This is a genomic window from Stenotrophomonas sp. GW821-FHT09E08 (genome assembly GCF_059416125.1).
In genome coordinates, this window is record NZ_JBWKOO010000007.1 from 80,691 (window position 1) to 107,669 (window position 26,979).

The window sequence follows — 26,979 nt, forward strand, 5'->3', positions numbered from 1 at the left end:
TGCGATCTGTCGCGGATCCACGCCATGCGTGGATGAATCTCAATCGAAATCGAATATTTCGAAAATTGAACGAAGAGCATCCACGCATGACGTGGATCTACCGTGTCGACCAAGGTCGACACCTACCCACAGCAGCGGGAATCTGTCGGAGGTGGGGCGGTGTCGGATTGCGGGGTGTCAGCCGCATGGATGCGGCTGCCAAGCCTACACGGACGTACTTGCGGCGTCCCCGCAATCCGACACCGCCCCGCCAACCCACGGAATGCCGCTCTGGCTCTGGCTCTGGCTTTGGCCGTTGCCGTTGCATTGAGCAGGTGCAGGGCTGCAAGCCCTGCCGAAACACCACCAACCATGACTGCAGTCACTTGCCCGGAGGCGCCGCGCTGGCGAAAGTCGAGGAGTTGACGTGATCGGCTCGGCCTGTTGCCGGCTGCACGCAAGCGAGAGAGAGAAACGCTGTGCAACGACGTGAGTTCCTGGCTTTTTCCGGTCTGGGCCTGGCGGGCCTGCTGCTGCCGCATTCCCGTGCCATCGCCGCCGAGCAGTTGCTCGCCCCGGTCAACACCGCGCTGCGCAGGCGCTTGGCCGAGGTCGCCCTCGCTACCGCGCGCACGGCCAAGGCCAGCTACTGCGATGTGCGCATCGGCCGCTACCTCAACCAGTCGGTCATCACCCGCGAGCATCAGGTCGGCAACGTGACCAACCGCGAATCGTCCGGCGTGGGCGTGCGGGTGATCGTCAACGGCGCCTGGGGCTTTGCCGCTACCCATCAGCAGACCGAGGCCGCCGTACGCGCTGCGGTCGAGCAGGCCACGGCCATCGCCCGTGCCAATGCCAGCATCCAGACCCGGCCGGTGCAACTCGCACCAACGCCGTCGGTCGGTGAGGTCCGCTGGCAGACGCCGATCCGCCGCAATGCCATGGAAGTACCGATCCAGGACAAGGTCGAGTTGCTGCTGGCGCTCAACGCCGCCGCGCTGAATGCGGGCGCCGACTACATCAACTCCACCCTGTTCCTGGTCAACGAACAGAAGTACTTCGCTTCCAGCGATGGCTCGTTCATCGACCAGGACATACATCGCATCTGGCTGCCGTTCACTGCCACCGCCATCGACAAGGCCAGCGGCAAGTTCCGCACCCGCGCAGGCCTGTCCTCGCCGATGGGCATGGGCTACGAGTTCCTCGATGGCGATGCGCGCGGCAAGGTGCAGCTGCCCGGCGGCATCACCGCCTATCGTGATTCCTACGACCCGGTCGAGGACGCCATCGCCGCCGCCCGCCACGCGCGCGAAAAACTGAAGGCGCCGTCGGTGAAGCCGGGCAAATACGACCTGGTGCTGGACCCGTCCAACCTGTTCCTGACCATCCATGAGAATGTCGGTCACCCGCTGGAGCTGGACCGCGTGCTCGGCTACGAAGCCAACTACGCCGGCACCAGCTTCGCCACGCTGGACAAGCGCGATGCCGGTTTCCGCTGGGGCAGCGACATCGTCACCTTCTTCGCCGACAAGACCCAGCCGGGCAGCCTCGGTGCGGTCGGCTACGACGACGAAGGCGTCAAGACCCAGCGCTGGGATCTGGTGCGCGACGGCATCCTGGTCGATTACCAGGCCACCCGCGATGAAGCCCACATCCTCGGCCGCAATGCTTCGCATGGCTGCAGCTATGCCGATTCCTGGTCCAGCGTGCAGTTCCAGCGCATGGCCAATGTCTCGCTGGCGCCGGGCAGGAAGCCACTCAGCGTCGAGGACATGATCAAGGACGTGGAGAACGGCATCTACATCCACGGCCGCGGTTCGTATTCGATCGACCAGCAGCGCTACAACGCGCAGTTCGGCGGCCAGCTGTACTACCAGATCAAGGACGGAAAGATCGCCGGCATGGTCGAGGATGCGGCCTACCAGATCCGTACGCCGGAATTCTGGAATGCCTGTACCGCGATCTGCGACGAGCGCGACTTCCGCCTCGGCGGTTCGTTCTTCGACGGCAAGGGCCAGCCCGGCCAGGTCTCGGCGGTCTCGCACGGTTCGTCCACCACCCGCTTCAACGGCATCAACATCATCAACACCGCGCGCAGTCTCGGCGCTTGAGCCACCCATCGTTCGACATGGAGAGCAGCCTTGCAAAGACGTGACTTCCTGGCCCTGACCGGGCTTACCGCGGGCGGGCTGATCGTGCCCTCCTTCTTCGGCAAGGTGATCGCCGCCGAACAGCTGCAGTCCAGCCTCGACCCGGCGTTGAAGAAGCGCCTGGCCGACGCCGCCCTGCAGGCTGCGCGCAGCGCCGGCGCCACCTACTGCGACGTGCGCATCGGCCGCTACCTGCGGCAGTTCGTGATCACCCGCGAGGACAAGGTGCAGAACGTGGTGAACACCGAGTCCACCGGCGTCGGCATCCGTGTGATCGTCAACGGCGCCTGGGGCTTCGCTGCCACCAACGCGCTGGGCACCGCCGACGTGGCCAGGGCCGCGCAGCAGGCCGCGGCAATCGCCAAGGCCAATGCCGGCGTGCAGACCGCCCCCGTACAGCTGGCCAAGGCACCCGGCGTCGGTGAGGTGAGCTGGCGCACACCGATCCGCAAGAACGCGATGGAGGTACCAATCAAGGACAAGGTCGGCCTGCTGCTGGACGTCAACGCCGCAGCAATGGGCGCCGGTGCCAGCTTCGTCAATTCGATGCTGTTCCTGGTCAACGAACAGAAGTACTTCGCCTCCACCGATGGCTCCTACATTGACCAGGACGTACACCGCATCTGGGCCCCGATGACGGTCACCGCCATCGACAAGACCAGCGGCAAGTTCCGCACCCGTTCGGGCCTCTCCTCGCCGATGGGCCTGGGCTACGAGTACCTGGACGGCGCCGCCGCCGGCAAGGTGGTCAGCCCCAACGGCGTGGTCAACTACAGTTCTTCCTACGACATGAAGGAAGACGCCATCGCCGCCGCCAAGCAGGCGCAGGAGAAGCTGAAGGCACCGTCGGTGAAGCCGGGCAAGTACGATCTGGTGCTCGATCCGTCGCACACCTGGCTGACCATCCACGAGTCGATCGGCCACCCGCTGGAACTGGACCGCGTGCTCGGCTACGAAGCCAACTACGCCGGCACCAGCTTCGCCACCATGGACAAGCGCGAACAGCATTTCCAGTACGGCAGCGAGCTGGTCAACATCTTCGCCGACAAGACCCAGCAGGGCAGCCTCGGTGCGGTGGCGTACGACGACGAAGGCGTGAAGTGCAAGCGCTGGGACCTGATCAGCAACGGCAAGCTGGTGGACTACCAGACCATCCGCGACCAGGCCCACATCCTCGGCAAGACCGAGTCCGATGGCTGCTGCTATGCCGACTCGTGGTCCAGCGTGCAGTTCCAGCGCATGGCCAACGTGTCGATGGCGCCGGGCAAGAAGCCGCTGAGCGTGCCGGACCTGATCAAGGACGTGGAGAACGGCATCTACATCATCGGTGACGGTTCGTTCTCGATCGACCAGCAGCGCTACAACGCGCAGTTCGGTGGCCAGCTGTTCTACGAGATCAAGAACGGCCAGATCACCCGCATGCTGGAAGACGTGGCCTACCAGATCCGCACGCCGGAGTTCTGGAATGCCTGCACGGCCGTGGCCGACGAGCGCGACTACCGCCTGGGCGGTTCGTTCTTCGACGGCAAGGGCCAGCCGGGCCAGGTCTCGGCGGTCTCGCACGGTTCGTCGACCGCGCGCTTCAACGGCATCAATGTCATCAACACCGCACGCAGCCTCGGCTGACCGGTCAGGAGCCCTTACACCATGAGTATCTTTACCGAAGCCCAGGCCAAGGCCATCCTCGACAAGGTCATCGCCCTGTCCAAGGCCGACGAATGCACCGCCGTGCTGGCCGGCGCGATCAGCGGCAACATCCGTTTCGCACTGAACAATGTCTCCACCAGCGGCATCGTCGACAACACTGAGCTGGCCGTCACCGTCGCCTTCGGCAAGCGCGTCGGCACGGCCTCGATCAACGAGTTCGACGATGCCGCGCTGGAACGCGTGGTGCGCCGTGCCGAAGACCTGGCGCGCCTGGCCCCGGAGAATCCGGAGTTCATGCCGGCCATCGGCAAGCAGAGCTACCGCGCCAGCCCCACCTTCAGCGAATCCACTGCAGCAATCGACCCAGCCTTCCGCGCCAAGGTCGCCGCAGATTCGATCGCACCATGCCGTGGCCACGGCCTGATCGCCGCCGGTTTCCTTGAAGACGGCCAGGGCTTCCAGGCCACCGCAAACAGCAATGGCAACTTCGCCTACCAGCGCACCACCAACTTCGATTACACCTGCACCGTGCGTACCGAAGACGGTCGTGGTTCGGGCTGGGTCGGCCGCAACCTGAAGGACGCGGCGGACTTCAAGGCCGACCAGGACATCCGCATCGCCATGCGCAAGGCCACCGAGTCGGCCGAAGCCAAGGCGCTGGAGCCCGGCAAGTACACGGTGATCCTGGAACCGGCCGCGGCCGCAGGCCTGATCAGCTTCATGATGAACTTCTTCAGCGCACGCTCGGCCGATGAAGGCCGCAGCTTCCTGTCGAAGAAGGGCGGCGGCAACAAGCTGGGAGAGCAGGTCTACGACCCGCGCGTGACCATGTTCGCCGACCCGTGGCACCCGGATGCACCGGTGCTGCCGTGGGACAACGAGGGCATGCCACGCGAGCGCATCGCCATCATCGAAAACGGCAAGATCGCCAACCTGGACTACTCGCGCTTCTGGGCCCAGAAGCAGGGCAAGACCGCCAAGGCCTCGCCGGGCAACCTGCTGATGAGCGGTGGCGACAAGAGCACCGCCGAGCTGGTGCGCGGTACCCAGAAGGGCATCCTGGTCACCCGTACCTGGTACATCCGCATGGTCGATCCGCAGACCGTGCTGCTGACCGGCCTGACCCGCGACGGCACCTTCTACATCGAGAACGGCCAGATCAAGCACCCGGTGAAGAACTTCCGCTTCAACGAGTCGCCGGTGATCATGCTCAACAACATCGAAGAGCTGGGCAAGCCGGTGCGCGTGGCCGGTGATGAATCCAGCTACGTGATGATGATCCCGCCGATGAAGCTGCGCGATTTCACCTTCACCTCGCTGTCCGACGCGGTCTGATGGATCGCCGGGCCTGCCTGCGCTGGTTGGCCGCTGCCGCTTCGGCGGCGGCGCTGCCGGCCTTCGCGCAGGCAGGCCCGCGCAGTTCGCGCTACGACTTCTGGTTCACCCGCCTGCAGTACGACTCCGGCGACTGGGACGTGGACGCGCGCATGCCGTCCAACCTGATCACCTCGCTGATCGACTACACCTCGCTGCGCGTGGATCCGCAGGAACACGTGGTGGCGCTGGCCGACCCGCGCATGCTGGAAGCGCCGTTCTGCTACCTGGCCGGGCACACACTGGTGGAGTTCAACGCCGCCGAGCGGCAGAACTTCGTGCGCTACGTGCGCAATGGCGGCTTCGTCTTCGTCGACGACTGCAACCATGATATCGACGGCCTGTTCGCCACCTCGTTCGAGGCACAGATGGGTCGCCTGTTTGGACCGAAGGCATTGCAGAAGCTGCCCAACAGCCACGCGCTGTACCGCAGCTTCTTCCGCTTCCCCGATGGGCCACCGGCCACCAGTTTCGAGCTCAATGGCTGGGGCGATGACCTGGTACACGACTACGTGAAAGGCATCGAGGTCGATGGCCGCCTGGGCCTGCTCTACAGCAACAAGGACTACGGCTGCGAGTGGGACTACGACTGGCGCAACAAGCGCTTCCTGGCCGAAGACAACACCCGCTTCGGCGTCAACATCGTGATGTACGCGTTGAACAATTGATAGGACCTGCACGCCCATGACCACCGCTGACCTCGACTCCCTGCTGCCGCGCCTGCACGATCTGCGCGCCGCGCTCGCACGCGCGGTGGTTGGCCAGAACACCGTGGTCGAGCAGCTGCTGATCGGCCTGTTGGCCGGAGGCCACTGCCTGCTGGAAGGTGCGCCCGGGCTCGGCAAGACCCTGCTGGTGCGCTCGCTCGGCCAGGCGCTGGAACTGCAGTTCAGGCGCGTGCAGTTCACCCCCGACCTGATGCCCAGCGACATTCTCGGTACCGAGCTGCTGGAGGAAGATCACGGCACCGGCCATCGCCATTTCCGCTTCCAGCAGGGCCCGATCTTCACCAACCTGCTGCTGGCCGACGAACTCAACCGCACCCCGCCCAAGACCCAGGCCGCGCTGCTGGAAGCGATGCAGGAGCGCACCGTCAGCTACGCAGGCACCACGTATGCACTGCCTGCACCGTTCTTCGTGCTGGCCACGCAGAACCCGATCGAGCAGGCCGGCACCTACCCGCTGCCGGAAGCGCAGCTGGACCGCTTCCTGCTGCATGTGCTGGTCGATTACCCCAGCGAGGAAGAAGAGCGGCAGATCCTTGAACAGACCACCGGCGGTGCCACCGACGCGGTGCCCAAGGTGATGGATGCCGAAGCGGTGATTGCCCTGCAGGCCGCGGTGCGCCAGGTGCATGTCAGCCCCGATGTGCTGGCCTGGATCACCCGCCTGGTGCGCGCCAGCCGTCCCGGCGAAGGCGCACCGGCAGCAATCAACCAATGGGTGAAATGGGGCGCTGGCCCACGCGCCGGGCAATCGCTGGTGCTGGCGGCGAAAGCACGCGCATTGCTGCAGGGCCGTTTTGCCGCCACCCGTGAGGATGTGCAGGCCTTGGCCGCGCCGGTGATGCGTCATCGCCTGCTGTTGTCGTTCGCCGCCGAGGCTGAGCAGAAGCGTGCCGACGACGTGGTCGCCGCCCTGCTGCAGGCCGTGCCGTTCCCGGGTTGATCCACGCGTGAACGCTGGTATGTCGTTGACCCTGCCACCCGAACTGCGCGCGCGCCTGCGCCTGCTGCGGTTGCGGCCGCGCCTGGCCAGCGGTGCGAGCGGCATTGGCCAGCACGCCAGCCGCAGCCGTGGTGCCGGCCTGGAGTTCGCCCAGTACCGGGCCTACGAGCCGGGCGACGAACTGCGCCAGATCGACTGGAAGCTGTATGCACGCTCGGACCGCTTCTTCGTACGCGAATCCGAACGCGAAAGCCCGATCACGGTCTGGCTGCTGCTCGATGCCACCGCCTCGGCCGGCCAGGCCGATCGCGCCGCGCCGGAACGCACGCGCCTGGACCATATGCGCGGCGTTGCCGCCTGCCTGGCCGAGCTGGCCCTGCAGCAGGGCGACCGTTTCGGCCTGCTGGCGATCAATGGCGATGGGCTGCAGCTGGTGCCCGCAGCGAGCGGCGCACGCCAACGTGACCGCGTGCACCTGCAACTTCATGCGCTGCAGGCGCGCGGCGGCTGGCCTGCGGCGGATCGACTGCGCCCACTGTGGGAACGCGTGCGCCCGGGCGACATGCTGCTGGCCATTGGCGATGGCTTCGATGAAGCCGGCATCGTGCTGCTGGAACAACTGGCCAGCGCGCGCCGTGAAGTGGCCCTGCTGCAGATCCTGACTGCCGACGAACGCGACTTCCCGTTCGACACCGGCCACCGCTTCCGCGACCCGGAGACCGGCGAGGAACTGCTGGGCGATGGCTCGGCGATCCGCGCCGACTACCTGCAACGCTTCGCCGACGCACGTACCGCATTGCGGTCGCGGCTGCAGGCCAGCGGGATTGCCAGCGCAGCCGGCTGGCTCGACCAACCGCTGGACCAGCCGCTGCAGGCGCTGTTCGGTCGCGGGGGCGACGCGTGAGCCTGCTGTTCCCACTGGGGCTGGCAGCGCTGGCCGCGTGGCTGCTGCCACTGCTGATCCACCTCGCTCGACGCCATCCGTATACGCCGCTGGATTTTGCCGCGTTGCGCTGGCTGCGCGCACAGATCCGGCCGCGCCAGCGCATCCGTTTCGATGACTGGCCGTTGCTGCTGGTGCGCCTGCTGTTGCTGGCCGCGCTGGCATTGCTGCTGGCGCGGCCAGCGCTGACCGGCCCTGCTCGGGCCCCCGATGCGTGGACGGTGGTGGCACCAGGACTGGATGCCACGGCGCTGCGCGGCACGGCCAAGGATGGCAACTGGCATTGGCTGGCGCCCGGCTTCCCGGCCATTGATCAGGCGCCCCCCACATCCTCGGCAACCCTGCCCAGCCTGCTGCGCGAACTGGACGCGCAGCTGCCAGCGGGCACCGCATTGAACGTGCATGTTCCCGATCCCCTGCCCGGCCTGGATGGCGCCCGCCTGCTGCTGTCTCGCAAAGTACAGTGGTACCCGCAGCAGACGGCGATCAATCCGCCGCGGACGGCAGCCGCACTGCCGCAGCTGCGCGTGCACGGCGAGGCATCCGCCACTGCCCAGCATTGGTTGAACGCACTGCAGCGCGGCTGGGGCGTGCAGGCACCGCTCGCGCCGCTGGCAGCGAATGCGCTGCCCGAACGTGGCGAGATCGGTGTATGGAGCCGCAGCGATGCACTGCCGGCGAACTGGCAGGCTTGGCTGCATGAGGGCGGCAGCGTATTGACCGCGGCCAGGCCCGCCGCCAACGCCGCCGTCCTGCTGCGTGATACCGAAGGCGTGCCGCTGTTGTGGCAGCAGCGCATCGGCCAGGGTCGCCTGTTGTCGCTGACGGGCGAGTGGAACACCGCCAGCAACGCCGCGCTGCGCGATCCACAGCTGCCGCGTTCCCTGCTGCTGGCCCTGCAGCCGCTGCCGTCGCCACGCGTGGGCGATGCACAGGACCAGGCGCCGCGCCAGGTTGCACTGCCCGCAGCAGCATCGCCGGTGCGTGAGCCCACGGCGTGGCTTCTGCTGGCAATCGTGCTGCTGTTCGCACTGGAACGCTGGATGGCCAGCAGCGCGCGGCGCAGGGCGGTCGCATGAAGACGCTGCAGCATGCCTGGCAACGTGCGCGCCGTCGCCGCGCCGCCATCACCCTGCTGCTGGGCCTGCCGTGGGCGCTGGCCGCGACGGCGCTCGCACTGCGGCTGTCCGGTTTCGATATCGCCTGCGTGGTCGCCACGGTCAGCCTGCTCGCCTGCGCGGCCTTCGCCACTGCACGTGCCCGCCAGCTGGACCGCCAGTGGCTGCAGCGGCAACTCGATGGCAGCGGTACGAGCGAAGACAGCGCCGATCTGCTGTTCGCCGACGCCACCACGCTCAATCCGCTGCAGCAGCGCCAGCGCGCGCATGTGCTTGCCACGCTGGAACAGGCGATGCCGGAGCTGCGTCCACGTTGGCCACACCTGACGGTGGTGCTGTGCTGGATCGGTGGCTTGGCCGTTGCCCTGCTCGCGTTCGGCTGGCCGCGTTCGAACCCAGTCCCGGCAGCCGTCCATTCCGCCACGACCGGCAGCGTCGCGTCCGCGGGCCCGCTGCGGCTGCAGTCCACCCGGCTGCGCATCAACGCACCGGCCTATACCGGACAGGCCACGATCACCCAGAACACGCTGGATGCCAAGGTCGCCGCCGACAGCCAGCTGTCGTGGTCGTTGCGCTTCGACCGCGTACCGGCCAAGGCATGGCTGCAGTTCCACGATGGTCGACGGCTGCCGCTGAGCGAGCGCGATGGACAGTGGCAGGCACAGGATGTGGCGCGCACGCCGGTGCTGTACCGCGTGGTGAGCGAACCGGCGCTGGCCGAAACCCGCCTGCACCGGCTGGATGTGGTGGCCGACCGCGCGCCCAGCGTGCGCGTGCTGGAGCCGGCCGCCAGCCTGGTTCTGGGCACGCCCGGGCAACGGCGATGGGCGCTGCGCTTCGAGGCCAGCGACGATTACGGTGTCGCGGCGCAGGCAACGCTGTCGATCACCACCACCCAGGGCAGCGGGGAGAACATCACCTTCGTGAAGCGCAGCGTCACGCTTGCCGGCAGCGGCGAAGCCACCGCGCGGCGTTTCGCACATACCCTTGATCTTGCTGCGCTGGGCGCGCAGCCCGGCAACGATGTGATCGCCCAGCTGGAGGTGCGCGACAACCACGCGCCAACACCGCAGACCGGGCGCAGCAGCAGCGTGATCCTGCGCCTGCCCAGCGCCGAAGTCGCACTCGGTGCAGAGCTGGAAGGCCGCATCAAGAAGACCCTGCCGGCCTACTTCCGCAGCCAGCGGCAGATCATCATCGATGCCGAAGCGCTGATCCGACAGCGCCGCACTCTCGCCGCCGAGGACTTCGTGAAGCGCAGCGATGCGATCGGCGTCGACCAGCGCATCCTGCGCCTGCGCTATGGCCAGTTCTTGGGTGAGGAAAGTGAAGGTGCGCCGAAGCCACCGCCGACCAGCGACCTGCCCACCAGCGATACGCCCGCCGCAGACGACCACGATCACGACGACGATCACGACCATGACGCCGATGCCGGGGCGCACGACGCGCATGGCCACGATCACGGTGGCAAGCCGGCCAATGCCGATACGTCGCCGGTGTTCGGCAGCGCCACCGACGTGCTCTCCGAGTATGGCCACACCCATGACCATGCCGAGGCCGCCACTCTGCTCGATCCGCAGACCCGCGCGACGTTGAAGGCTGCGCTGGACCAGATGTGGTCGGCCGAAGGCGAGCTGCGCCAGGGCCGGCCAGAGCAGGCGCTGCCGTTTGCTTACAAGGCGCTGGCTTTCATCAAGCAGGTGCAGCAGGCCGAACGCATCTACCTGGCCCGGGTCGGACCGGAGCTGCCGCCGATCGATGAAGGCCGCCGGCTGGGCGGTGATCGCGCCGGGCTGGCCAGCCGCGAACTGCCGTTGGCCGCACGCACGCCGCCGGACCCGGCCATCGTCGAAGCCTGGCAGCGCCTCGGCGATGACACCGGCGCGCCCGATCTCGATGCACTCGCGACCTGGCAGCAGCGCAACACCACCTACCTGCCCGATGCACTCGATCTGGCTGCCGCCATCGAGCAGCTGCGCATCGAACCAGGATGCCGTGACTGTCGCCAGCGTCTGCGTGCGCAGTTGTGGCGTGCGCTGCAGCGGCCGCTGCCGCAGGCGATGCGGCGCAGTGCCGCCGATGCGATGGGCCAGCGCTACCTCGATGCGCTGGAGGCGCAGCCATGAACGCCTCCGCTGTGAACCTGTGGATTGCACTGGCACTCACTCTGATCGTGGTCATCGCCAGCGTGCGCCAGCTGCGTGGAAACACCGCGCTCTCTCGCCGCCGGTGGATCGTGATCGCACTGCAGATCATCGTCGCCGCGCTGCTGTATTTCTGCCTGGTGCCGCCCACCCGCCAGCAACCTGCAGGCGGGCTGGTGGTGCTCGGAACCGATGCCGGCAGGGCCGGCGCACTCCCGGCCAGCGAAGGCCCGCTGTTGCTGTTGCCGGAAGCTGCTGATGTGCCTGGCGCACAGCGCGTTCCCGACCTTGCCACCGCGCTGCGCCAGCATCCGGCCTCCGCGCTGACGCTGGTCGGTGCGGGCCTGGCGGCACGTGACCGCGACGCGGTGCTGCCACAGGATGTGCGCTGGCAGCCAACGCCCGCGCCGCGTGGCTGGGTCGCACTGCAGCCACCGGTCGACGTCGCCCCCGGTGCGCGCTTCGCCGTGCAGGCGCAGGCGCACGGCGTGGCAAAAGCGAAGGCAGAGCTGCTCGACCCGGCCGACAGCGTGGTCGATCGCGCGGTCGTTGACGACGACGGCCGCGTGCAGCTCAGCGGCATCGCCCGCGCGGCGGGACGCAGCGTATTCCGCCTGCGCCTGCTCGATGCAGATGGCCATGTGGTGGATAGCGTGCCGGTGCCACAGCAGACCGTGCCCGCGGCGCCGTTGCGTCTGCTGGTGCGCGCCAGCGCGCCGGGCCCAGAGCTGAAGTACCTGCGCCGCTGGGCGGCCGATGCCGGCATCCGTGTGCAGGTGCAGGCCGATACAGGCGCGGGCCTCAGCATCGGCGGTGGCCCGGTGTCGATCGATGCAGCATCGCTCGCACACACTGACCTGCTTCTGCTGGACGAGCGCAGCCTGGCGGCATTGAGCGCAGGCCAGCTGGCCGCCGTGCGCCAGGCACTGCGCGATGGAATCGGTGTACTGGTACGGAGTGCAGGCGCACCTTCGGCCAGCGCGCGCCAGCGCCTCCGCGATCTGGGCCTGCCAGTGCAGGGTGATGGCAGCAGCCATGCAGTCGAGCTTCCCGGCGACGGCGAAAGCGCCATCCTGGCCGCACGACGTGGCCCACTCGCCGCCGGCACACTGCCGACCGGCTACGGCGAAGACGCCGACCGCAGCTCGCACGGTGCCGCCCTGCCCGCGCTGGAAGCACTGGCGCTGCAGTTTCCGGGCGGCAGCGCGCTGCTGCATGATCGTGCTGGCAACGCCATCGGTGGCTGGCGCGCGGTCGGCAAGGGCCGCATCGGCCTGTTGCCGCTGACCGACAGCTGGCGCTGGGTGCTGGCCGGCCGCGATGACCGTCATGGCGAGCTGTGGAGCAGCGTGGTCGCCACGTTGGCGCGGGCACTGGGCAGCGGTGATGCACTGTGGTCGCCGCAGCCGATCAGCTGGGCAGGCGAACGGCAGTCAGTGTGCGGCGTGCAGGCACCGCTGCAGGCCCTCAATGAGCACGGCGAAGGCGCACCGCTGATCGTCGATGGCGCGACATCTGCAATGCGCTGCGCTGGCTGGTGGCCCCTCGAATCGGGCTGGCAGCGCCTGCAGCATGGCGACAGCGTTGTCTGGCGCTATGTGTTCGACTCAAAGGACGCACCCGCACTGCATCGGCAGGCGATGATCGATGCAACCACTCAGGCGTTGGCCTCCAGTACGTCGGCGAACGCGTTGGTGATGCAGCCCGTACCGGGCTCGCGTTGGCCCTGGTGGCTGGCGTTCGTGTTGTGCGCATCGCTGCTGTGGTGGCTGGAACGGCGGCGCTGATCCCGGGGTCGGATCGCAGACAGCATCCACGCATGGCGTGGATCTACTGGCCGGTTTCCCTGGTAGATGCCAACCTTGGTTGGCGCCTTTCCACGGGGTCAGCGCTTGCCCGCGCGCCGGTACACGCCATTGAAGCGCACGTTCATGCCACCGCATTCGCTGTTGTCGGCCACGATCAGCACCTCACCCAGAGAATGCACGCGCACGCTGCAAGTGTCCTCGACGAACTCGGCATCGGCACCACGGGGCGCCGCGCGCGCTTCCACCTGGCCCATGTTCGGCCCATACGGGCGCTGCTCCGGCGTGGGGTTGGCGGAGGGCCAGTAGGCGTCGCCTTCGACATGCAGCTGCCCGCCCTGCACGGTGATGCGCAGGCCGTTGTCGCCATCCTTCCAATTGCCCGTCCAGTCCTGCAGCGACGGCACGACCACCGGCAACGCCTGCAGCTTGCTGCGGTCCACCCAGCCAGCACTACCGCCCACCTTGTTCGGGAAGAACGCGCAGCGGTATCGGCCAAGATCACGCCCGGTCACAACGGTATCGCCGTTGACCACATAGCTGCGCTGGCGGCAGGCAGGTTCGCCTTTCGCCGGGCAGCCGTCCATCTCACCAAGCAGGTACAGACGGGGCGCACCCGTCACCTTGGCCAGCGCGAACCGGCTCTGTTCGGAGGGAAACGCACCGTTGCGGCAGGCGCCATCACCGGCGATGGCATCCGCGAAGGCGGACGCCGGCAGCAATGCGGCCAGCAGGCAGATCGAACGCAGAAACATGGCAGCACTACCGGAGGGGGAGCCGGCAGGATATACCGACCTACTTCACCGGCGATGCATCACCGGCATCCTGCTGCTGGGAGAACCGCAGCGCACGCTGCCGCTGTTCCGCGCTGAGTTCCGGCGGTGGCCGTGCGGTCGCGGCCTGGATCTGGTCCGGTCCCCCGGTGAGCTTGTTCAAGCCCCTGCCAGCCGCCAGCACGCCCTTGACCACGCCCATCATGATGTAGCCACCGCCCATGCTGACCTGCTCCGGCGACGGCGGCTCGCTCCAATCGCGACTGAAGCGGTTGTCGCCGAACTTGACCGGGTTCTTGAAGCGGTACAGGTCCAGCGGCTCGTCTTCGGGCTTGAGTGCACGCACTTCGCCGAGGGTGGTGACGTTGTCCTGCTGCGGGGTGGTGGAGACCGGCGCGGTGGTTGCCGCCGGCGCATCTGCAGGGGGCACGGGCGTTGGATCGGGCACCGCTACCGGCGTGGCCTGCTGCGCCTGTGCGATGCCGGCCAGCAGCATGCTGGCCAGGAGTGCTCCCTGCGTTCCACGTCGTGCCACAGCCATCCACCCTGTTGGTTGCGTCCAGCACCCAAGGATACGGATGCGGGCTTCAGATTTCGTTGCTGCACTGGCAGCTGTTCAGCCAAGGGAGATGCGGCGACGCCACCGGGCGCGGGCACTGAACGGTTCACGCCCTTCGCGTGCGGTGTCTCACATCCTGAGACGTGAATGTGGTGCCATGTGACCCCTCGAAAAACGTCCCGGCTCCATCTTCCATGGCTTACGAACTCGCCAAGCGCACCGCCGATGCCGAGCAGAAGCTCGCCACCCGTGATGGCCTGCCGGCCCGCGACGGCGCCCTGCTCAGTGCGCGCCTGCAGCGCCGCTACCAGGACCGCATCACCGGCAGCTTCGCCATTCCCGGCCGCGAAGGCCGCTATGCGCCCATTCCCGATTCGGTTCCGCCGGCCCTGGCTGCCGCCCTGAAGGCACGTGGCATCGAACAGCTCTACAGCCACCAGTCCGAAGCCTGGGAGGCCAGCCAGCGCGGCGAGCACGTGGCCATCGTCACCCCCACCGCCAGCGGCAAGTCGCTGTGCTACACCCTGCCGGTGGTCAGCGCGGCGATGCAGGACAAGGCCAAGGCGCTGTACCTGTTCCCGACCAAGGCGCTGGCCCAGGACCAGGTGGCCGAGCTGCTGGAACTCAACCGCGCCGGCGATCTGGGGGTGAAGGCCTTCACCTTTGACGGCGACACCCCCGGCGATGCGCGGCAGGCCATCCGCCTGCACGGCGACATCGTGGTGTCCAACCCGGACATGCTGCACCAGGCGATCCTGCCGCATCACACCAAGTGGGCGCAGTTCTTCGAGAACCTGCGCTACATCGTCATCGACGAGGTACACACCTACCGCGGCGTGTTCGGCAGCCACGTCACCAACGTACTGCGCCGGCTCAAGCGCATCTGCGCGTTCTACGGCGTGCAACCACAGTTCATCCTGTGCTCGGCCACTATCGGCAATCCGCAGGCGCATGCCGAGGCGCTGATCGAGGCACCGGTCACCGCCATCACCGAGTCCGGCGCGCCCAGCGGGCCCAAGCAGGTGCTGTTGTGGAACCCGCCGGTGATCAACCCGGATCTGGGCCTACGTGCCTCGGCGCGCTCGCAGAGCAACCGCATCGCCCGCATCGCGATCAAGTCCGGGCTGAAGACGCTGGTGTTCGCGCAGACCCGGCTGATGGTGGAGGTGCTGACCAAGTACCTGAAGGACATCTTCGATCACGATCCGCGCAAGCCACCCCGCATCCGCGCCTACCGCGGTGGCTACCTGCCCACCGAGCGGCGTGAGACCGAACGGGCGATGCGCGCCGGCAACATCGACGGCATCGTCAGCACCTCGGCGCTGGAGCTGGGCGTGGATATCGGCAGCCTGGACGTGGTGATCCTCAACGGTTACCCCGGCAGCGTGGCCGCCACCTGGCAGCGCTTCGGCCGTGCCGGTCGCCGCCAGCAGCCCGCACTCGGCGTGATGGTGGCCAGTTCGCAGCCGCTGGACCAGTACGTGGTGCGGCATCCGGACTTCTTCGCCGAAGCCTCGCCCGAGCACGCGCGCATCGCACCGGACCAGCCGCTGATCCTGTTCGATCACATCCGCTGCGCGGCGTTCGAGCTGCCGTTCCGGGTCGGCGATTGCTTCGGCCCGATCGATCCGGAAGTGTTCCTGGAAGCGCTGGCAGAGACAGAAGTGATCCACCGCGAAGGCGAACGCTGGGAATGGATCGCCGACAGCTATCCAGCGAACGCAGTCAGCCTGCGCGCGGTGGCCGACGGCAACTTCGTGGTGGTCGACCGCAGCGATGGCCGCCAGCAGATCATCGCCGAGGTCGACTATTCCGCTGCCGCACTCACCCTGTACGAGGGTGCCATCCACATGGTGCAGTCCACGCCCTACCAGGTAGAGACGCTGGACTGGGAAGGCCGCAAAGCCTACGTCACCCGCACGCACGTGGACTACTACACCGACAGCATCGACTTCACCAAGCTCAAGGTGCTGGACCGCTTCGATGGCGGCGTGGCCGGGCGTGGCGATTCGCACCATGGCGAAGTGCACGTGGTTCGTCGCGTGGCCGGCTACAAGAAGATCCGTTACTACACCCACGAGAACATCGGCTACGGCCCGGTGAATCTGCCCGACCAGGAACTGCATACCACCGCGGTGTGGTGGCAGCTGCCGCAGGCCTTGCTGCTGCGCGCCTTTGCCAGCAAGCAGGATGCGTTGGATGGCTTCCTCGGCGCGGCCTACGCGCTGCACATCGTCGCCACCGTGGCGGTGATGGCCGATGCGCGCGACCTGCAGAAGTCGGTCGGCAACGGTGATGGTTCCTGGTTCGCGATCGCCGACCAGAGCGGCCGCGGCCAGCTGCGTGGCAGCGAGGGCGATCCTGGCGTTGTCGAGCTGCTGCAGGAATTCGTGCCGACCGTATACCTGTACGACAACTTCCCCGGTGGCGTTGGCCTCAGCGAGCCGCTGTGGCAGCGCCAGGCCGAGCTGGTGCAGCGCGCGCGCGAACTGGTACAGCGCTGCGACTGCAAGGCCGGCTGTCCGGCCTGTGTCGGGCCGGTGCTGGCCGCGCAGGAAGAAGATGAGACTTCGCCGCGTGCGCTGGCGCTGCGCGTGCTCGACCTGTTCGATGCGCAGGCCTGCCAGCACGTGCCCGACGTGGTGGTGACCACGCGCGATCCCATGGAGCTGCTGGCCCCGTGAGCCTGAGTCTGGACAAGCTGCGACTGTTGCGGAAGCAGGCCGGTGACCCGAAGGCGGTTGCGGCGGCCGTGCCCGCGCCGCCGCCCGCAGCGCCGGCCCCGGTGGCCGCCAACGATACACGGCAACCACCGGCCGAACGTTCTGTGTTCGCCTGGGTCGAACAGGAAATCCGCCACAAGGCGACTGGCGCAGCGGCGCCCGTTGCTGCAGCGGCACCGCTGCGCCAACCAGAGGTGGGCAGCCTGCATCGGTTGCTCGGCCTGCGCACACGCAGTGGTCCTTTGCCAACACGTGCCAGCGCGCAGGATCGCCAGCTCCCCGGTAAAGAAATCGCACCAGGCCTGTTCCTGATCGAATCGCTGCAGCCGCAACCGATCCCGACTGCCCCGCTGTCACTGGCCTTCGCCAAGCGCGAAGACCAACGCGTGGCCGCGCGCGACCTGCTGTTCTTCGATACCGAAACCACCGGCCTGGCCGGCGGTACCGGCACCCGCGCCTTCATGATCGGTGCCGCCGACTGGCATGTGTGCCCACAACGCGGTGAAGGCCTGCGCATCCGCCAATTGTTGATGTCGACGATGGCCGCCGAGGACGCGATGCTGGCCACCTTCGCCAGCTGGCTGCAGCCGTCCACCGTGTTCTGCAGCTACAACGGCCGCAGCTACGATGCGCCCCTGTTGAAGGCGCGCTACCGACTGGCCCGCCAGCGTTGCCCGATCACAGCGCTGGATCACGTTGATCTGCTCTATCCGACCCGCCGCCGCTATCGCGGCACGTGGGAGAACTGCAAGCTGTCCACCATCGAACGGCAGCTGCTGCGCGTGGTGCGCGAGGATGACCTGCCCGGCTCGGAAGCGCCCGGCGCATGGCTGCGCTTCCTGCGTGGCGGCGACGCGGTGAACCTGCGCCGGGTGGCCGACCACAACCACCAGGACGTGGTGACCTTGGCCCTGCTGCTGCAGCGGCTGGTACGGGAAGAACAGCGTGAACGCGAAACCCTGGCACTGGTCGGGCAGTAGGCGTTGACGCGGCCTGACGGTGGCAGCGGTGACACTGCCGCCATCATCCACGCCTGGAGCCCGACGATGCGCCTCAATCCCCTGGTCCTGCTCGCCATCCTGCCCTTGGCAGCCTGCAGTCACGCCGGCAGCAGCACCACCCACGATCCCGCGCCAGCGCCAGTGGCCGACGCCACGCACGAATGCAGGCCGGAGGCGCTGGAAGCCTTCACCGGCAAGACCGCCGACGAAGCCACGATCAAGAAACTGGTGGCTGACAGCGGCGCGCGCGGTGCACGGGTGGTCAAACCCGGCATGGCGGTGACCATGGACTTCCGCCAGGATCGCGTGACCGTGCAGGTAGATGCGCAGAACCGCATCGAGCGCGCCAGCTGCGGTTGATGTTCCCAGGGTAGTGGCGGCCGCTGGCCGGCACCCCACATTGCCGGCCAGCGGCCGGCACTACCGATCAGAGTCGCTCGGCCTTGCCGCTGGCCAGTGCACGCGCGATCACCTGCTGCGCCTGCTGCGATGCCTGGGCCTGCACGCGTGCCTGGCGCTCGCCCAACGCGGCCTGCTGGCTGCCCAGTGCCGCCTGACGGCTGGCCAGTTCGGACTGCTGGCTGGCCAGGCGCTGCATGTCACGGGTGCGGCCGGATTGCGCGGCCTCGCTGCGGGCTTCCTGCATCGCACGACGTGCCTCGGCGGCAGCCTCGCGTGCAGCCTCTCGCGCAACGGCCACATCGTGGGTCGTACCGCGCGCCGCTTTCGCCGCTTCCGCGGCGGCATCACGGTTGATGTCATGGGCGGCCATCGCATTGCGTGCTGCCTCGGCGGCGGCCAGTGCGATGCGGCGCGACTCCTCGCCCTGCAGGCGGCCCATTTCACCCATCTGCCTGCCGAGTTCGCCCTGCTGGCGGCCCAGCACGCTCTGTTGGCGGCCCAGTTCGCTCTGCTGGCGGCCCAGGTCTGCGGCGCCGCTGTAGGCGCGCTGCAGGGTCTGGATCAGCATCGGGTCACGCACCACATAGCGCTTGTCGCCCTGGCGGAACCACAGCGCCGGCCCCTTGCCGAGCTGCCTGCGGGCCACCGTTACATCGTCGATGCCGCCATTGGCGAAGGTCGAATCACCATCGACAAGCACGTAGGCCTGTCGCGGTGATTTGCCGAGATCCAGACGGCCATAGGTGGTGATGGAGGTGGTGTGGGAGGTCGAATGCTCACTGTCCATGTCGGTATCCACATCGACATCCACGTCGACCGCCACATCCGCATCGTCCGGGCCTGACAGCGCCTCGACATCGGCCGGCTCGGCCGGTGCCGCAGGAGCCACCGGAACGGCTGGCACTCGCGCGGACATCGGAGGCGCTGGCGGTGCCTTCGGTGGCGGCGGCACCACGGCCTTCGGTGCGGCCGGAGGCGCCGGCGGTGCCGGCGGCACTGGCGCCGCCACCAGCCGCATCGGTGCCACGCCCACCACAACGACGATAGCGGTCAACGCCATCGCCAGGATGCGCGGGCAGGACCGGCGCGACTGCAACGAAAGCAGGCGGCGCTTGAGGCTGGTGGTATTCGGCGCGGCGCTGGCCACGCCCAGGTGTGGCTGCGGTGCCACGCCCAGCTGCAACAGCAGGCGGCCATAGGCCTGGCGACTCGCGCCGTGCTGGCCGACCACGGCCGCATCCACGGCTTCCTCGCGGGCCTGTGCGTATTCGCGCACCGACAAGCGCAGCAGCGGGTGGAAGAAGAACAGGTGCTGGGCCAATGCGGGCAGCAGGCCCCACTGCAGATCGCGCCGCTGCAGATGCTGCAGCTCGTGGGTCAGTGCCAGGTCCAGCGCATCGCCCTGCAAGGCGTTGTCGCCGGCCGGCAGCAGCAGCACCGGGCGGAACGGGCCGACCAGCTGCGGTGCGTCCACCTGCGTGCTCATCCAAAGCCGCGGTGCAGGGCGCACGCCGTGCGCATCGGCGGCCAGCTGCAGGGCCTGCACCAGCGCCTGGTCCTCGCACGGATAGGCCGCTGCCAACAGCGCGCGGCAGCGACGCCACTCACCGAAGGTACGCAGTGCCATCAGCAGCACGCCGGACATCCACAGCGCGGCCAGTGCGACGGTCCACCATGCCACCGCCGGCACATCCGCGGCAGGCATCGGCATTGCGGCCAACAGCTGTGCCGAGGCCTCCGGGGCCAGCGGGTAGACCAGATCCGCGGCAACGTCAGTGGCGGTGATCGCCACCGCCTGCGGTGCCGGCAGCCAGGCCAGCTGCAGCGGCTGGCTCCAGAACAGGCCGAGCACGGCCTGCAGCGAAACCAGCCACCACAGGCGGCAGCGGGTGGCCGCCGACAGGGACGGCAGTGCGCGGCACACGCCGTACACCAGGGCCACCAGCAGCACGGTCTGCAGGCTGGTCCAGCCCAGCCGTTCCAACAACAGGATCAGCATCGTGGTGTCCATGGCTCAGCCCTCGTGGCGGCGCGATTGGAGTTCGGCGACCAGCGCTTCCAGCTCGGCCAGCTCGTTGTCGCTGACCTGCTGGCGCTGCGACAGGTAGGCCACGAACGGCGACACCGAGCCCTGCAGGGTGTTGTCGACGAACTGGGCCACCGCGCCCTGCAGCACGCTTTCCGGGCCACGGGTGGCCTGGTAGCGGTAGACGCCGTCCTGCTGCTGGCGACGAAGATACCCCTTCGCCCGCAGCCGCTCCATCATCGTCAGCACGGTGGAGCGGGCCAGGCCACGGGCCTCGCCATAGCCACTGGCAACCTCGCCGACCGTGGCCGGCGCATGTTCATCGATGTACTGCAGCAGGGCCAGTTCCTGGTCCCCGATCGTCTTGCCACGCATGACACCACTCCCTTGACTACACGTGTCGCCAATTTCTGCTTGACGACAACTGTAGTCAACCCCCCGGAAGTCATGGGCCGACGAACGGTAGGCGCGACAATGCCGTTAAACCTTTTCCGTGCCCCCTGCATCCGATCCTCGACGCCCCGCCGGAATCCCGCATGTTCCGCCCAACGCTTCGAGTCGTGCTCATGCTCATCAGCGCCCTGCCCTTACCCGCTGTGTCCGCCAGCCAGGACCACCCCAACGACCGGACCCGTCGCCTGATCCGCCAGACCATGCTGGAGCAGCGCATCCCCGGATTGCAGATCGCAGTGGTCAAGGATGGGCAGGTCGTGCTGTCCGAGGCCTATGGCCTGGCCAATGTCGAGAACGGGGTGCCGGCCTCGCGTGATACCCGTTTCCCGCTCAACTCGGCCACCAAGGCGTTCACCGGCGTGGCCATCGCGCAGTTGGCGCAGCAGGGCCGGGTGGATCTGGATGCCCCGGCATCGCGCTATCTGGATGATCTTCCGGCCACCTGGCAGGACGTGCGTGTGCGCCAACTGCTGGCCCATACCTCGGGACTGCCCGACATCCTCGATGCGAGCGGACTGCTGGGCGGTGGTACCGAAGCCCAAGCGTGGGCGGCGGTCACCGCGCTGCCGATGGAGGCGGCCTCCGGCCAGCGCTTCGCATACAACCAGACCAACTACGTGCTGCTGGCGCGGATCATCGCGCAGCAATCGGGCATGTCCTATCAACGATTCCTCGCCACCGGCCAGTTCAGCAGCGCGCGCATGGCACGCACCACCTTTGGCGACAGCTACGACCTGATCCCGGATGTGGCGACGATGTACAGCCTGGCCCCGCGTGCCACCGACGCAGCCGATGCACCGCCGCGCCTGTCGCACTGGTTCTACGACATTCCGCCTTCACTGTGGGCCGGTGGTGGCATCCTCACCACCGCCGATGACACCGCGCGCTGGCTGGTTGCGTTGACCGAAGGCCGCCTGCTGCCGGAGACGGCCCTGCGGCGGATGTGGAGCGCGGAGCGCCTGGCTGATGGCCGTGCCGGCCCGTGGGCGGGTGGCTGGCCGGTACTGCGCGCATCGCCCGACCTTCAGGTGGCCGGTATCGGCGGTGCGCGCTCGGCCTTCGTGGTCTATCCCGACCGCGACGTCGCGGTGGTGGTGCTGACCAATCTGGTCGGCGCCAATCCACAGCAGTTCATCCCCCGCATTGCCGATTTCTACGCGCGTGACGCCTCACCGCCCGCTTACGAACGGGTCCCCCTTGCACGGCAGCAACGGGCTGTCGTCGCAGGGCCATAGGGCGGCGGGTACGGTCCTGGCCACTTCGAAGTGATCCTGGTTCCAGCGCAGGAAACCACCGTGGATGGCATTGCCATGGTCGAAGCTGCGCGCCTCGACGGCCAGTGGCTGTTCGGGGTCTGCTTCGGCCACCCAGCGCAGCACCGGCACCTTGTCCAGCGCCCCGATGAAGGCGAACAGATCACCCGCGCCCTTGTCCTGGTAAGCCGTCATGGTCGCCGCGTCGGGCAGCTTGGCCTGCGCCAGCAACGACGCGGTGACATCCTGCAGCGGTGCGGCTCCCTGTGCGATGTAGGCGCGCATGCCCGTGGTGGTTGCCGGGCAGTCCTGCAGCTGCACCAGATACCCGGTGGTACCGCCACGACCGGAGAACGACCGCATCCAGTAGCGGAAACGCGGCCCGCTGCGATCGGTGACCATGAAATCCTGCTGGCCATCCTGCGCGGGAATGGAAAGCACCTGCACCTTGCTGACGCTCTCCACGTCGCACTTCAACTGCGCCAGCACCTGCCTGGCAGGTTCGGGCAGCGCAGCGTAGCGACCGCCGGGATGGGCGCTGCCGGAGGCTTCCGGCAGTGCGGGCAATCCACGATCAGTGGGCAGGGTCTGCGCAGGCAAGGCCTCCGGTTTCGCCGCCGAGCTGGCGGTGGGCGCTACCGGCGCGACGCGCTCCCCAGCGGGCGCGCAGGCGCTGCAGGTCAGCAACAGCATCAACGAAACGCTCGGCATCAGGTGTGATCGGATCATCGCTCAACGCCCTCCCATCGCCGGCGCTTCCTGCGGGTGTGCAGGCGCGGGTGTGGGTGCCGCCTGTTCGCGTGATTGCTGCTGCAGCTGACGCAGGCTGGTTTCCACCGAAGTTTCGCGCACCTCGGCTGCATTGACCCCTGCGCGCAGCACCGCAGGATCGCCCGGACTGCCCTGCACCAGGAACAGTGTCTCGCCCGCCGCACGTCCAGCACTGGGATTGCTGGCCACGATCTGGTCGACCCGGGTGATGCCCGCAGCCTTCGCTTCGCACAGCATCACCAGGCTGTAGTCATCAGCATGCTCGGCGTAGCGTCCGCCCAGGGCCTGCAGGCGCGTGCTGATCTGCTGCTGCAGGGCATGATCGCGATGCTGCGGCTGACGGGGATCGTCAGTGGCCGCGAGCGGCATGTCCTGCCCCAGCTCGCGCGCCTGGCCGGGGGCGACCGAGGTCAGCACGTACTGCCAACGGTTCTGCCCGGGCGTGCCGCGCACCGTCGACACGAAGTCGTCGTACTCACCGCCGCCGATGGTCTGGCAGCCGGCCGAATCGGTGTTGGAGCGGCTGCCACGATGGATCTTGAAGGTGTCGTTGAGGTCCTGCACGCCCTGGGTATCGCGCGCATCGAACCAGCCGTCGCCATTGCTGTCGCGCTCCACACGGCCGGCGCCTGCGGTGATCGCATCCTGCGAGGGACGCAGCGCGAACTCATCGGGATGGCCATTGCGCGGATGGGTCGTTGCGCGCATCTCGGTGGTGCCCTCGCCCAAGCGCCCCAGGTCCTTGACCCGGTCGCCGTTGACGTCCTCACCCTCGGTCTTGGTACGCGGTGCCACGTTGCCGAAGCCCGGGCTGCGCGGCGTGGTCTTGGCATGGCCGTCGTACTGGGCGGTCGGTTCGGTCGTCGCCTGGTTGAACTCACGCACATGGCCTTGGCCCTGCGCATCCTTCCACAGCACCACGATACGGTCGTCGTAGACGCCACGCCCGCGCGCCTCGGTGGTGCGGTTCTCGTCGCGCAGCCCCAGCACCACGCGGTCCTGCGTTGCCATCGCGTCATTCGCCGCAGTGTTGCCGCGCTGGGCCACGATGCTGCCATACACATCGTACTGCTGGGCCTGGCTCAGCGCTGCGGTCTCTGCCGCATCGGGCATCCGCGGTGGCCGCGTCGCCTCGCCCAGGCGATCCAGCATCGGGTTCACCGTGGCCGCATCCGCTGCGGCAACACCACCGCTGCGTCGCAACGCCTCGAGTTCGGTGGCGGCACGCGCCGAAATGTAGCGATCCAGCGATTCCTGCACCACGACACTCTGGCCGTCGTGCAGGGCCTCCAGGCGAACGGCGGCACCGCGCGCGTCGTTCTGTCGTAAAAGCGCGACGACTTCATTGGCCGCCGCGTTGATGTCCATCCCGGGCATGGTCGGTCCTTGAACGTGATCGGTTGGGAGTCAGCCTACCCCAGCCGCCCGGCGGAGCTTTTGACACAGCGCACACCCCGCGCCACGCCCCATTCAGGCAGCACATGCCGCGCCCGGCCTCACCCCCGCGGCCCGCCCATCACCGGCAGGATCACCCCGCTGATGTAACTGGCACAGACCGGCGAAGCCAGGAACACATAGGCCGGCGAGAGTTCTTCGGGCTGTGCGGGCCGGCCCATGTCGCTGTCCTTGCCGAACTCCGCCACGTCCTCCGCCGGCTTGTCGGCCGGGTTCAACGGCGTCCACACCGGACCCGGTGCCACGCAGTTGACCCGGATGCCACGCGGCAGCAGCTGGCTGGCCAGCGCCTTGGTGAAGGCATGAATGGCGCCCTTGGTGGCCGAGTAGTCGATCAGCGCCTTGCTGCCGAAGATTCCCGTTTCCGAACCGGTGTTGATGATGCTGGCACCCTCGCCCAGATGCGGCAGTACCGCGCGCGCCATCTGGATGTAGCCGCCGATGTTGGTCTGCAGGGTTTCCTGCAGATGGGCGTCCTCCAGATCCTCCAGGCGCTCGCAATGCAGCTGGAAGGCAGCATTGTTGACCAGGATGTCGATGCCGCCGAAGGCCTTGGCCACCTGCTTCACCGCCTTGTTGCAGAAGCGCGGATCGCGCACGTCGCCGGCGATCACCACGCAGCGGCTACCTTCGCGCTCCACATGCTGGCGGGTGATGTCGGCGTCTGCAGCCTCGTCCAGGTGCAGTACCGCCACATCGGCGCCTTCGCGTGCGAACAGTACCGCCACCGCACGGCCGATGCCGGAATCGCCACCGGTGACAATCGCGCGCATGCCCTGCAGCTTGCCGCTGCCGGCGTAGTCCGGTGCAAGGAAACGCGGCGCCAACTCCAGTTCGTGTTCATGCCCGGGCTTGGCCAGCTGCTGCGCCGGCATCACCTCCGGTTGTCGGCGTATGCCGGCCTGGGTTGCGGTCTTCTTCGTGGCTTTCTTTGCCGCGCGCACGTCCTTGGCCTTTTCCTGGTCCTGCAGGCGTCGCTGTCGGGCCGCGACGCGCGCTGCCCGTGGATCGCTGGCGGCCGCCTTGCGGGTTGCCGTCTTCACCACCCGTGGGCGATCGGGGTCGGCAGCGGTCTTCGTCGCGGTGCTGCCTTTACGCACCTTGGGCGAGGCTTTGCGGCGAACGGGGGTTTTCTTGGTGGTGGCCATGCAGGTCTCCTCGGGAGGGAAGGGGGCTGCCGGCCAGCGGCCGGCACTACCGGGGGCGGCGCACGCCGCTCCTGCAGTGTCTGCACCTATCCTGTTAGCGGCAGTGAGCGCACCGTGTCCACGATGTGCACGGTATTCATTCCGCCACCACGTGCGGCGTCGCACGCTGCACGCAACCACACAAGGAACGCCTCCATGAAACATGCCATTGCCACCGCCGCCGTCTGCTTTGCCCTCGCCGCCTGCAGCAGCTCGCCGGTGGCCCAGGTGCAGCCAATCGACGGCGTCATTTCCGGGCAGTGCCACAGCGACATGGTGCGCGGCGCACTGGGCCTGGCCGCTTCGGATGCCACCGTGGCCCGCGCACGCGTGGACAGCGACAGCCTGCACGTGCGGGTGCTGCGCCACGACGGTCCGCGGGTGCCGCCGGCCAGCGAGGGCGGCGACCGCCTGACCATAGAGAAGGGCCGCACCAACAACATCACCGCGATCTACTGCGGCTGAGCCTGCGCGCCCTGCGCAGCACGCGCAAGGTGGCCTGTTCCCACTGGCGCGGCCCACGCAGGCCGGCCAGCTTGGCCAGTTCGCCGCGCTCCCAGCCGGCGAACACGCAAGGGTCGATGTAGGCCTTGCGGCATACCGCCGGGGTGTTGCCCAGCAGCGACGCCACTTCGCACACCACCGCGCGCTGTGCCTGCGCCAGCGCGCGCTGGCTGGCCGGTTCCGGCAGCTCGGTGGCGGCGAACGCCTGCACCGCCGTCACCGTTCCGCCCCAGGTGCGGAAATCCTTGGCAGTGAAGTCCTCGCCCATCACCCCGCGCAGGTAGTCGTTCACCGCGCCGGAATCCACCGGCTGCAGCGCACCGTCGTCATCGCGGTACTGGAACAGCGCCTGCCCCGGCAACTGCTGCAGGCGCCGTACCAGCAGTCCCAGCCTGCGATCGCCCACCGTCACTTCCTGCAGCTGGCCGGACTTGCCACGGAAACGCATGCGTACCCGGCCGCCGCGCAGCAACTCCAGATGGCGGTTGCGCAGTGTGGTCAGTCCGAACGAACGGTTCTGTTGTGCATAGGTTTCATTGCCGACCCGAACCAGGGTGTCCGCCAACAGCGCGACCACCATGGCCAGCACCTTTTCCTTCGGAAACCCAGGTCGCTTGAGATCCCGCGACAACCGCCGCCGCAGCGCGGGCAAGGCCTCGCCAAAGGCGATGATGCGGTCGAACTTGCCGGCGTCGCGCTCCTTGGCCCAGTCGGCGTGGTAGCGGTACTGCTTGCGGCCGCGTGCATCGCGGCCGGTGGCCTGCAAGTGGCCGTTGGCGTGGGCGCAGATCCACACGGCGGTATACGCCGGCGGAATCGCCAGCGCACGGATGCGTTGCAGGGTGGTGGCGTCGCGTATCGCGTGGCCATCAGCATCGCGGTAGCTGAAACCCTTGCCTGCGCGGCGCCGGCTGATGCCCGGCTGGGTGTCGTCGACATAGCGCAGGCCGGCCGCGCGTGCGGCCTGTCGTTCGGGGGTGGAGGGGGTTGGCATCCCTGTAGTGTCGCCGTCGCCATGCCGCGATCCTGTCGATAACACAAGAC

22 protein-coding genes are annotated in these 26,979 nt (G+C 67.9%); 14 read left to right on the forward strand and 8 right to left on the reverse strand.

The window, feature by feature from the left end; genetic code table 11:
- The first annotated feature begins 458 nt into the window (after nucleotides 1–458).
- From AC07M7_RS11080 to AC07M7_RS11120, 9 genes are read left to right on the forward strand one after another with little or no spacing between them, the layout of a single operon-like run.
- Nucleotides 459–2,090, forward strand: coding sequence for a TldD/PmbA family protein (locus AC07M7_RS11080; protein WP_495207390.1), 1,632 nt, complete (start codon nucleotides 459–461; stop codon nucleotides 2,088–2,090).
- A gap of 30 nt (nucleotides 2,091–2,120) precedes the next feature.
- Nucleotides 2,121–3,755: a TldD/PmbA family protein gene (locus AC07M7_RS11085; RefSeq protein ID WP_495207391.1), complete on the forward strand. Its 1,635-nt coding sequence runs from the start codon at nucleotides 2,121–2,123 to the stop codon at nucleotides 3,753–3,755.
- Nucleotides 3,756–3,776: 21 nt separating this feature from the next.
- Entirely contained in the window at nucleotides 3,777–5,111 is a 1,335-nt protein-coding gene (locus tag AC07M7_RS11090; RefSeq protein ID WP_046984782.1) for a TldD/PmbA family protein, read from the forward strand.
- Nucleotides 5,111–5,818, forward strand: a complete 708-nt coding sequence (locus AC07M7_RS11095; protein ID WP_495207392.1) for a DUF4159 domain-containing protein — start codon at nucleotides 5,111–5,113, stop codon at nucleotides 5,816–5,818. The genes AC07M7_RS11090 and AC07M7_RS11095 overlap by 1 nt, the downstream gene beginning before the upstream one ends.
- A gap of 16 nt (nucleotides 5,819–5,834) precedes the next feature.
- Complete coding sequence (locus tag AC07M7_RS11100) at nucleotides 5,835–6,818, forward strand: AAA family ATPase (RefSeq protein ID WP_495207393.1); 984 nt, start codon at nucleotides 5,835–5,837, stop codon at nucleotides 6,816–6,818.
- A gap of 7 nt (nucleotides 6,819–6,825) precedes the next feature.
- Complete coding sequence (locus AC07M7_RS11105) at nucleotides 6,826–7,722, forward strand: DUF58 domain-containing protein (protein ID WP_495207394.1); 897 nt, start codon at nucleotides 6,826–6,828, stop codon at nucleotides 7,720–7,722.
- Entirely contained in the window at nucleotides 7,719–8,840 is a 1,122-nt protein-coding gene (locus AC07M7_RS11110; protein ID WP_495207395.1) for a BatA domain-containing protein, read from the forward strand. Before AC07M7_RS11105 ends, AC07M7_RS11110 begins: the two co-directional genes overlap by 4 nt.
- Nucleotides 8,837–11,005 carry a hypothetical protein gene (locus AC07M7_RS11115; protein WP_495207396.1) on the forward strand — a complete coding sequence of 723 codons (2,169 nt, stop codon included), beginning with the start codon at nucleotides 8,837–8,839 and terminating at the stop codon, nucleotides 11,003–11,005. Before AC07M7_RS11110 ends, AC07M7_RS11115 begins: the two co-directional genes overlap by 4 nt.
- On the forward strand, nucleotides 11,002–12,810 hold the full coding sequence (locus tag AC07M7_RS11120; protein ID WP_495207397.1) for a hypothetical protein: 1,809 nt from the start codon (nucleotides 11,002–11,004) through the stop codon (nucleotides 12,808–12,810). The genes AC07M7_RS11115 and AC07M7_RS11120 overlap by 4 nt, the downstream gene beginning before the upstream one ends.
- A 98-nt stretch (nucleotides 12,811–12,908) precedes the next feature.
- On the opposite strand, the gene AC07M7_RS11125 is transcribed toward AC07M7_RS11120, so the two are convergent.
- Nucleotides 12,909–13,583 (reverse strand): hypothetical protein, encoded by a 675-nt coding sequence (locus tag AC07M7_RS11125; RefSeq protein ID WP_495207398.1) that lies wholly within the window; start codon nucleotides 13,581–13,583, stop codon nucleotides 12,909–12,911.
- Nucleotides 13,584–13,623: 40 nt separating this feature from the next.
- Nucleotides 13,624–14,142, reverse strand: coding sequence for a hypothetical protein (locus AC07M7_RS11130; protein WP_136638455.1), 519 nt, complete (start codon nucleotides 14,140–14,142; stop codon nucleotides 13,624–13,626).
- Nucleotides 14,143–14,354: 212 nt separating this feature from the next.
- Between AC07M7_RS11130 and AC07M7_RS11135 the strand changes: the two genes are divergently transcribed.
- The 3 genes from AC07M7_RS11135 (at nucleotide 14,355) to AC07M7_RS11145 (ending at nucleotide 18,244) form a co-directional block, all read left to right on the forward strand.
- Nucleotides 14,355–16,844 (forward strand): DEAD/DEAH box helicase, encoded by a 2,490-nt coding sequence (locus AC07M7_RS11135; protein WP_495207399.1) that lies wholly within the window; start codon nucleotides 14,355–14,357, stop codon nucleotides 16,842–16,844.
- Nucleotides 16,841–17,863, forward strand: a complete 1,023-nt coding sequence (locus AC07M7_RS11140) for a ribonuclease H-like domain-containing protein (RefSeq protein ID WP_495207400.1) — start codon at nucleotides 16,841–16,843, stop codon at nucleotides 17,861–17,863. Before AC07M7_RS11135 ends, AC07M7_RS11140 begins: the two co-directional genes overlap by 4 nt.
- A 66-nt stretch (nucleotides 17,864–17,929) precedes the next feature.
- Nucleotides 17,930–18,244 (forward strand): I78 family peptidase inhibitor, encoded by a 315-nt coding sequence (locus tag AC07M7_RS11145; protein WP_046984771.1) that lies wholly within the window; start codon nucleotides 17,930–17,932, stop codon nucleotides 18,242–18,244.
- 67 nt (nucleotides 18,245–18,311) lie between these two features.
- Here the strand turns inward: AC07M7_RS11145 and AC07M7_RS11150 are convergent, their stop codons facing one another.
- A complete protein-coding gene (locus AC07M7_RS11150) occupies nucleotides 18,312–20,297 on the reverse strand; it encodes a M56 family metallopeptidase (protein ID WP_495207401.1) in 1,986 nt (661 codons plus the stop codon).
- A gap of 3 nt (nucleotides 20,298–20,300) precedes the next feature.
- Nucleotides 20,301–20,687 carry a BlaI/MecI/CopY family transcriptional regulator gene (locus AC07M7_RS11155; protein ID WP_136638451.1) on the reverse strand — a complete coding sequence of 129 codons (387 nt, stop codon included), beginning with the start codon at nucleotides 20,685–20,687 and terminating at the stop codon, nucleotides 20,301–20,303.
- 191 nt (nucleotides 20,688–20,878) lie between these two features.
- Between AC07M7_RS11155 and AC07M7_RS11160 the strand changes: the two genes are divergently transcribed.
- Nucleotides 20,879–22,000: a serine hydrolase domain-containing protein gene (locus AC07M7_RS11160; RefSeq protein ID WP_495207402.1), complete on the forward strand. Its 1,122-nt coding sequence runs from the start codon at nucleotides 20,879–20,881 to the stop codon at nucleotides 21,998–22,000.
- On the opposite strand, the gene AC07M7_RS11165 is transcribed toward AC07M7_RS11160, so the two are convergent.
- The 3 genes from AC07M7_RS11165 to AC07M7_RS11175 form a co-directional block, all read right to left on the reverse strand.
- Nucleotides 21,935–22,747: a hypothetical protein gene (locus AC07M7_RS11165; RefSeq protein ID WP_495207403.1), complete on the reverse strand. Its 813-nt coding sequence runs from the start codon at nucleotides 22,745–22,747 to the stop codon at nucleotides 21,935–21,937. The genes AC07M7_RS11160 and AC07M7_RS11165 overlap by 66 nt on opposite strands.
- Nucleotides 22,748–22,750: 3 nt before the next feature.
- Complete coding sequence (locus AC07M7_RS11170) at nucleotides 22,751–24,166, reverse strand: XVIPCD domain-containing protein (RefSeq protein WP_495207404.1); 1,416 nt, start codon at nucleotides 24,164–24,166, stop codon at nucleotides 22,751–22,753.
- A 119-nt stretch (nucleotides 24,167–24,285) separates the two neighbouring features.
- Complete coding sequence (locus AC07M7_RS11175; protein ID WP_428709469.1) at nucleotides 24,286–25,392, reverse strand: SDR family oxidoreductase; 1,107 nt, start codon at nucleotides 25,390–25,392, stop codon at nucleotides 24,286–24,288.
- Between the two features lie 195 nt (nucleotides 25,393–25,587).
- Here AC07M7_RS11175 and AC07M7_RS11180 point away from each other — a divergent pair, with 195 nt between their 5' ends.
- Nucleotides 25,588–25,896 (forward strand): putative periplasmic lipoprotein, encoded by a 309-nt coding sequence (locus AC07M7_RS11180; RefSeq protein ID WP_046984765.1) that lies wholly within the window; start codon nucleotides 25,588–25,590, stop codon nucleotides 25,894–25,896.
- On the opposite strand, the gene AC07M7_RS11185 is transcribed toward AC07M7_RS11180, so the two are convergent.
- The gene (locus AC07M7_RS11185; RefSeq protein WP_495207405.1) at nucleotides 25,874–26,929 is read right to left on the reverse strand and encodes a DNA topoisomerase IB; all 1,056 of its coding nucleotides are present in this window, start codon (nucleotides 26,927–26,929) and stop codon (nucleotides 25,874–25,876) included. The two genes, AC07M7_RS11180 and AC07M7_RS11185, sit on opposite strands and share 23 nt — an antisense overlap.
- Between the last annotated feature and the right edge of the window lie 50 nt (nucleotides 26,930–26,979).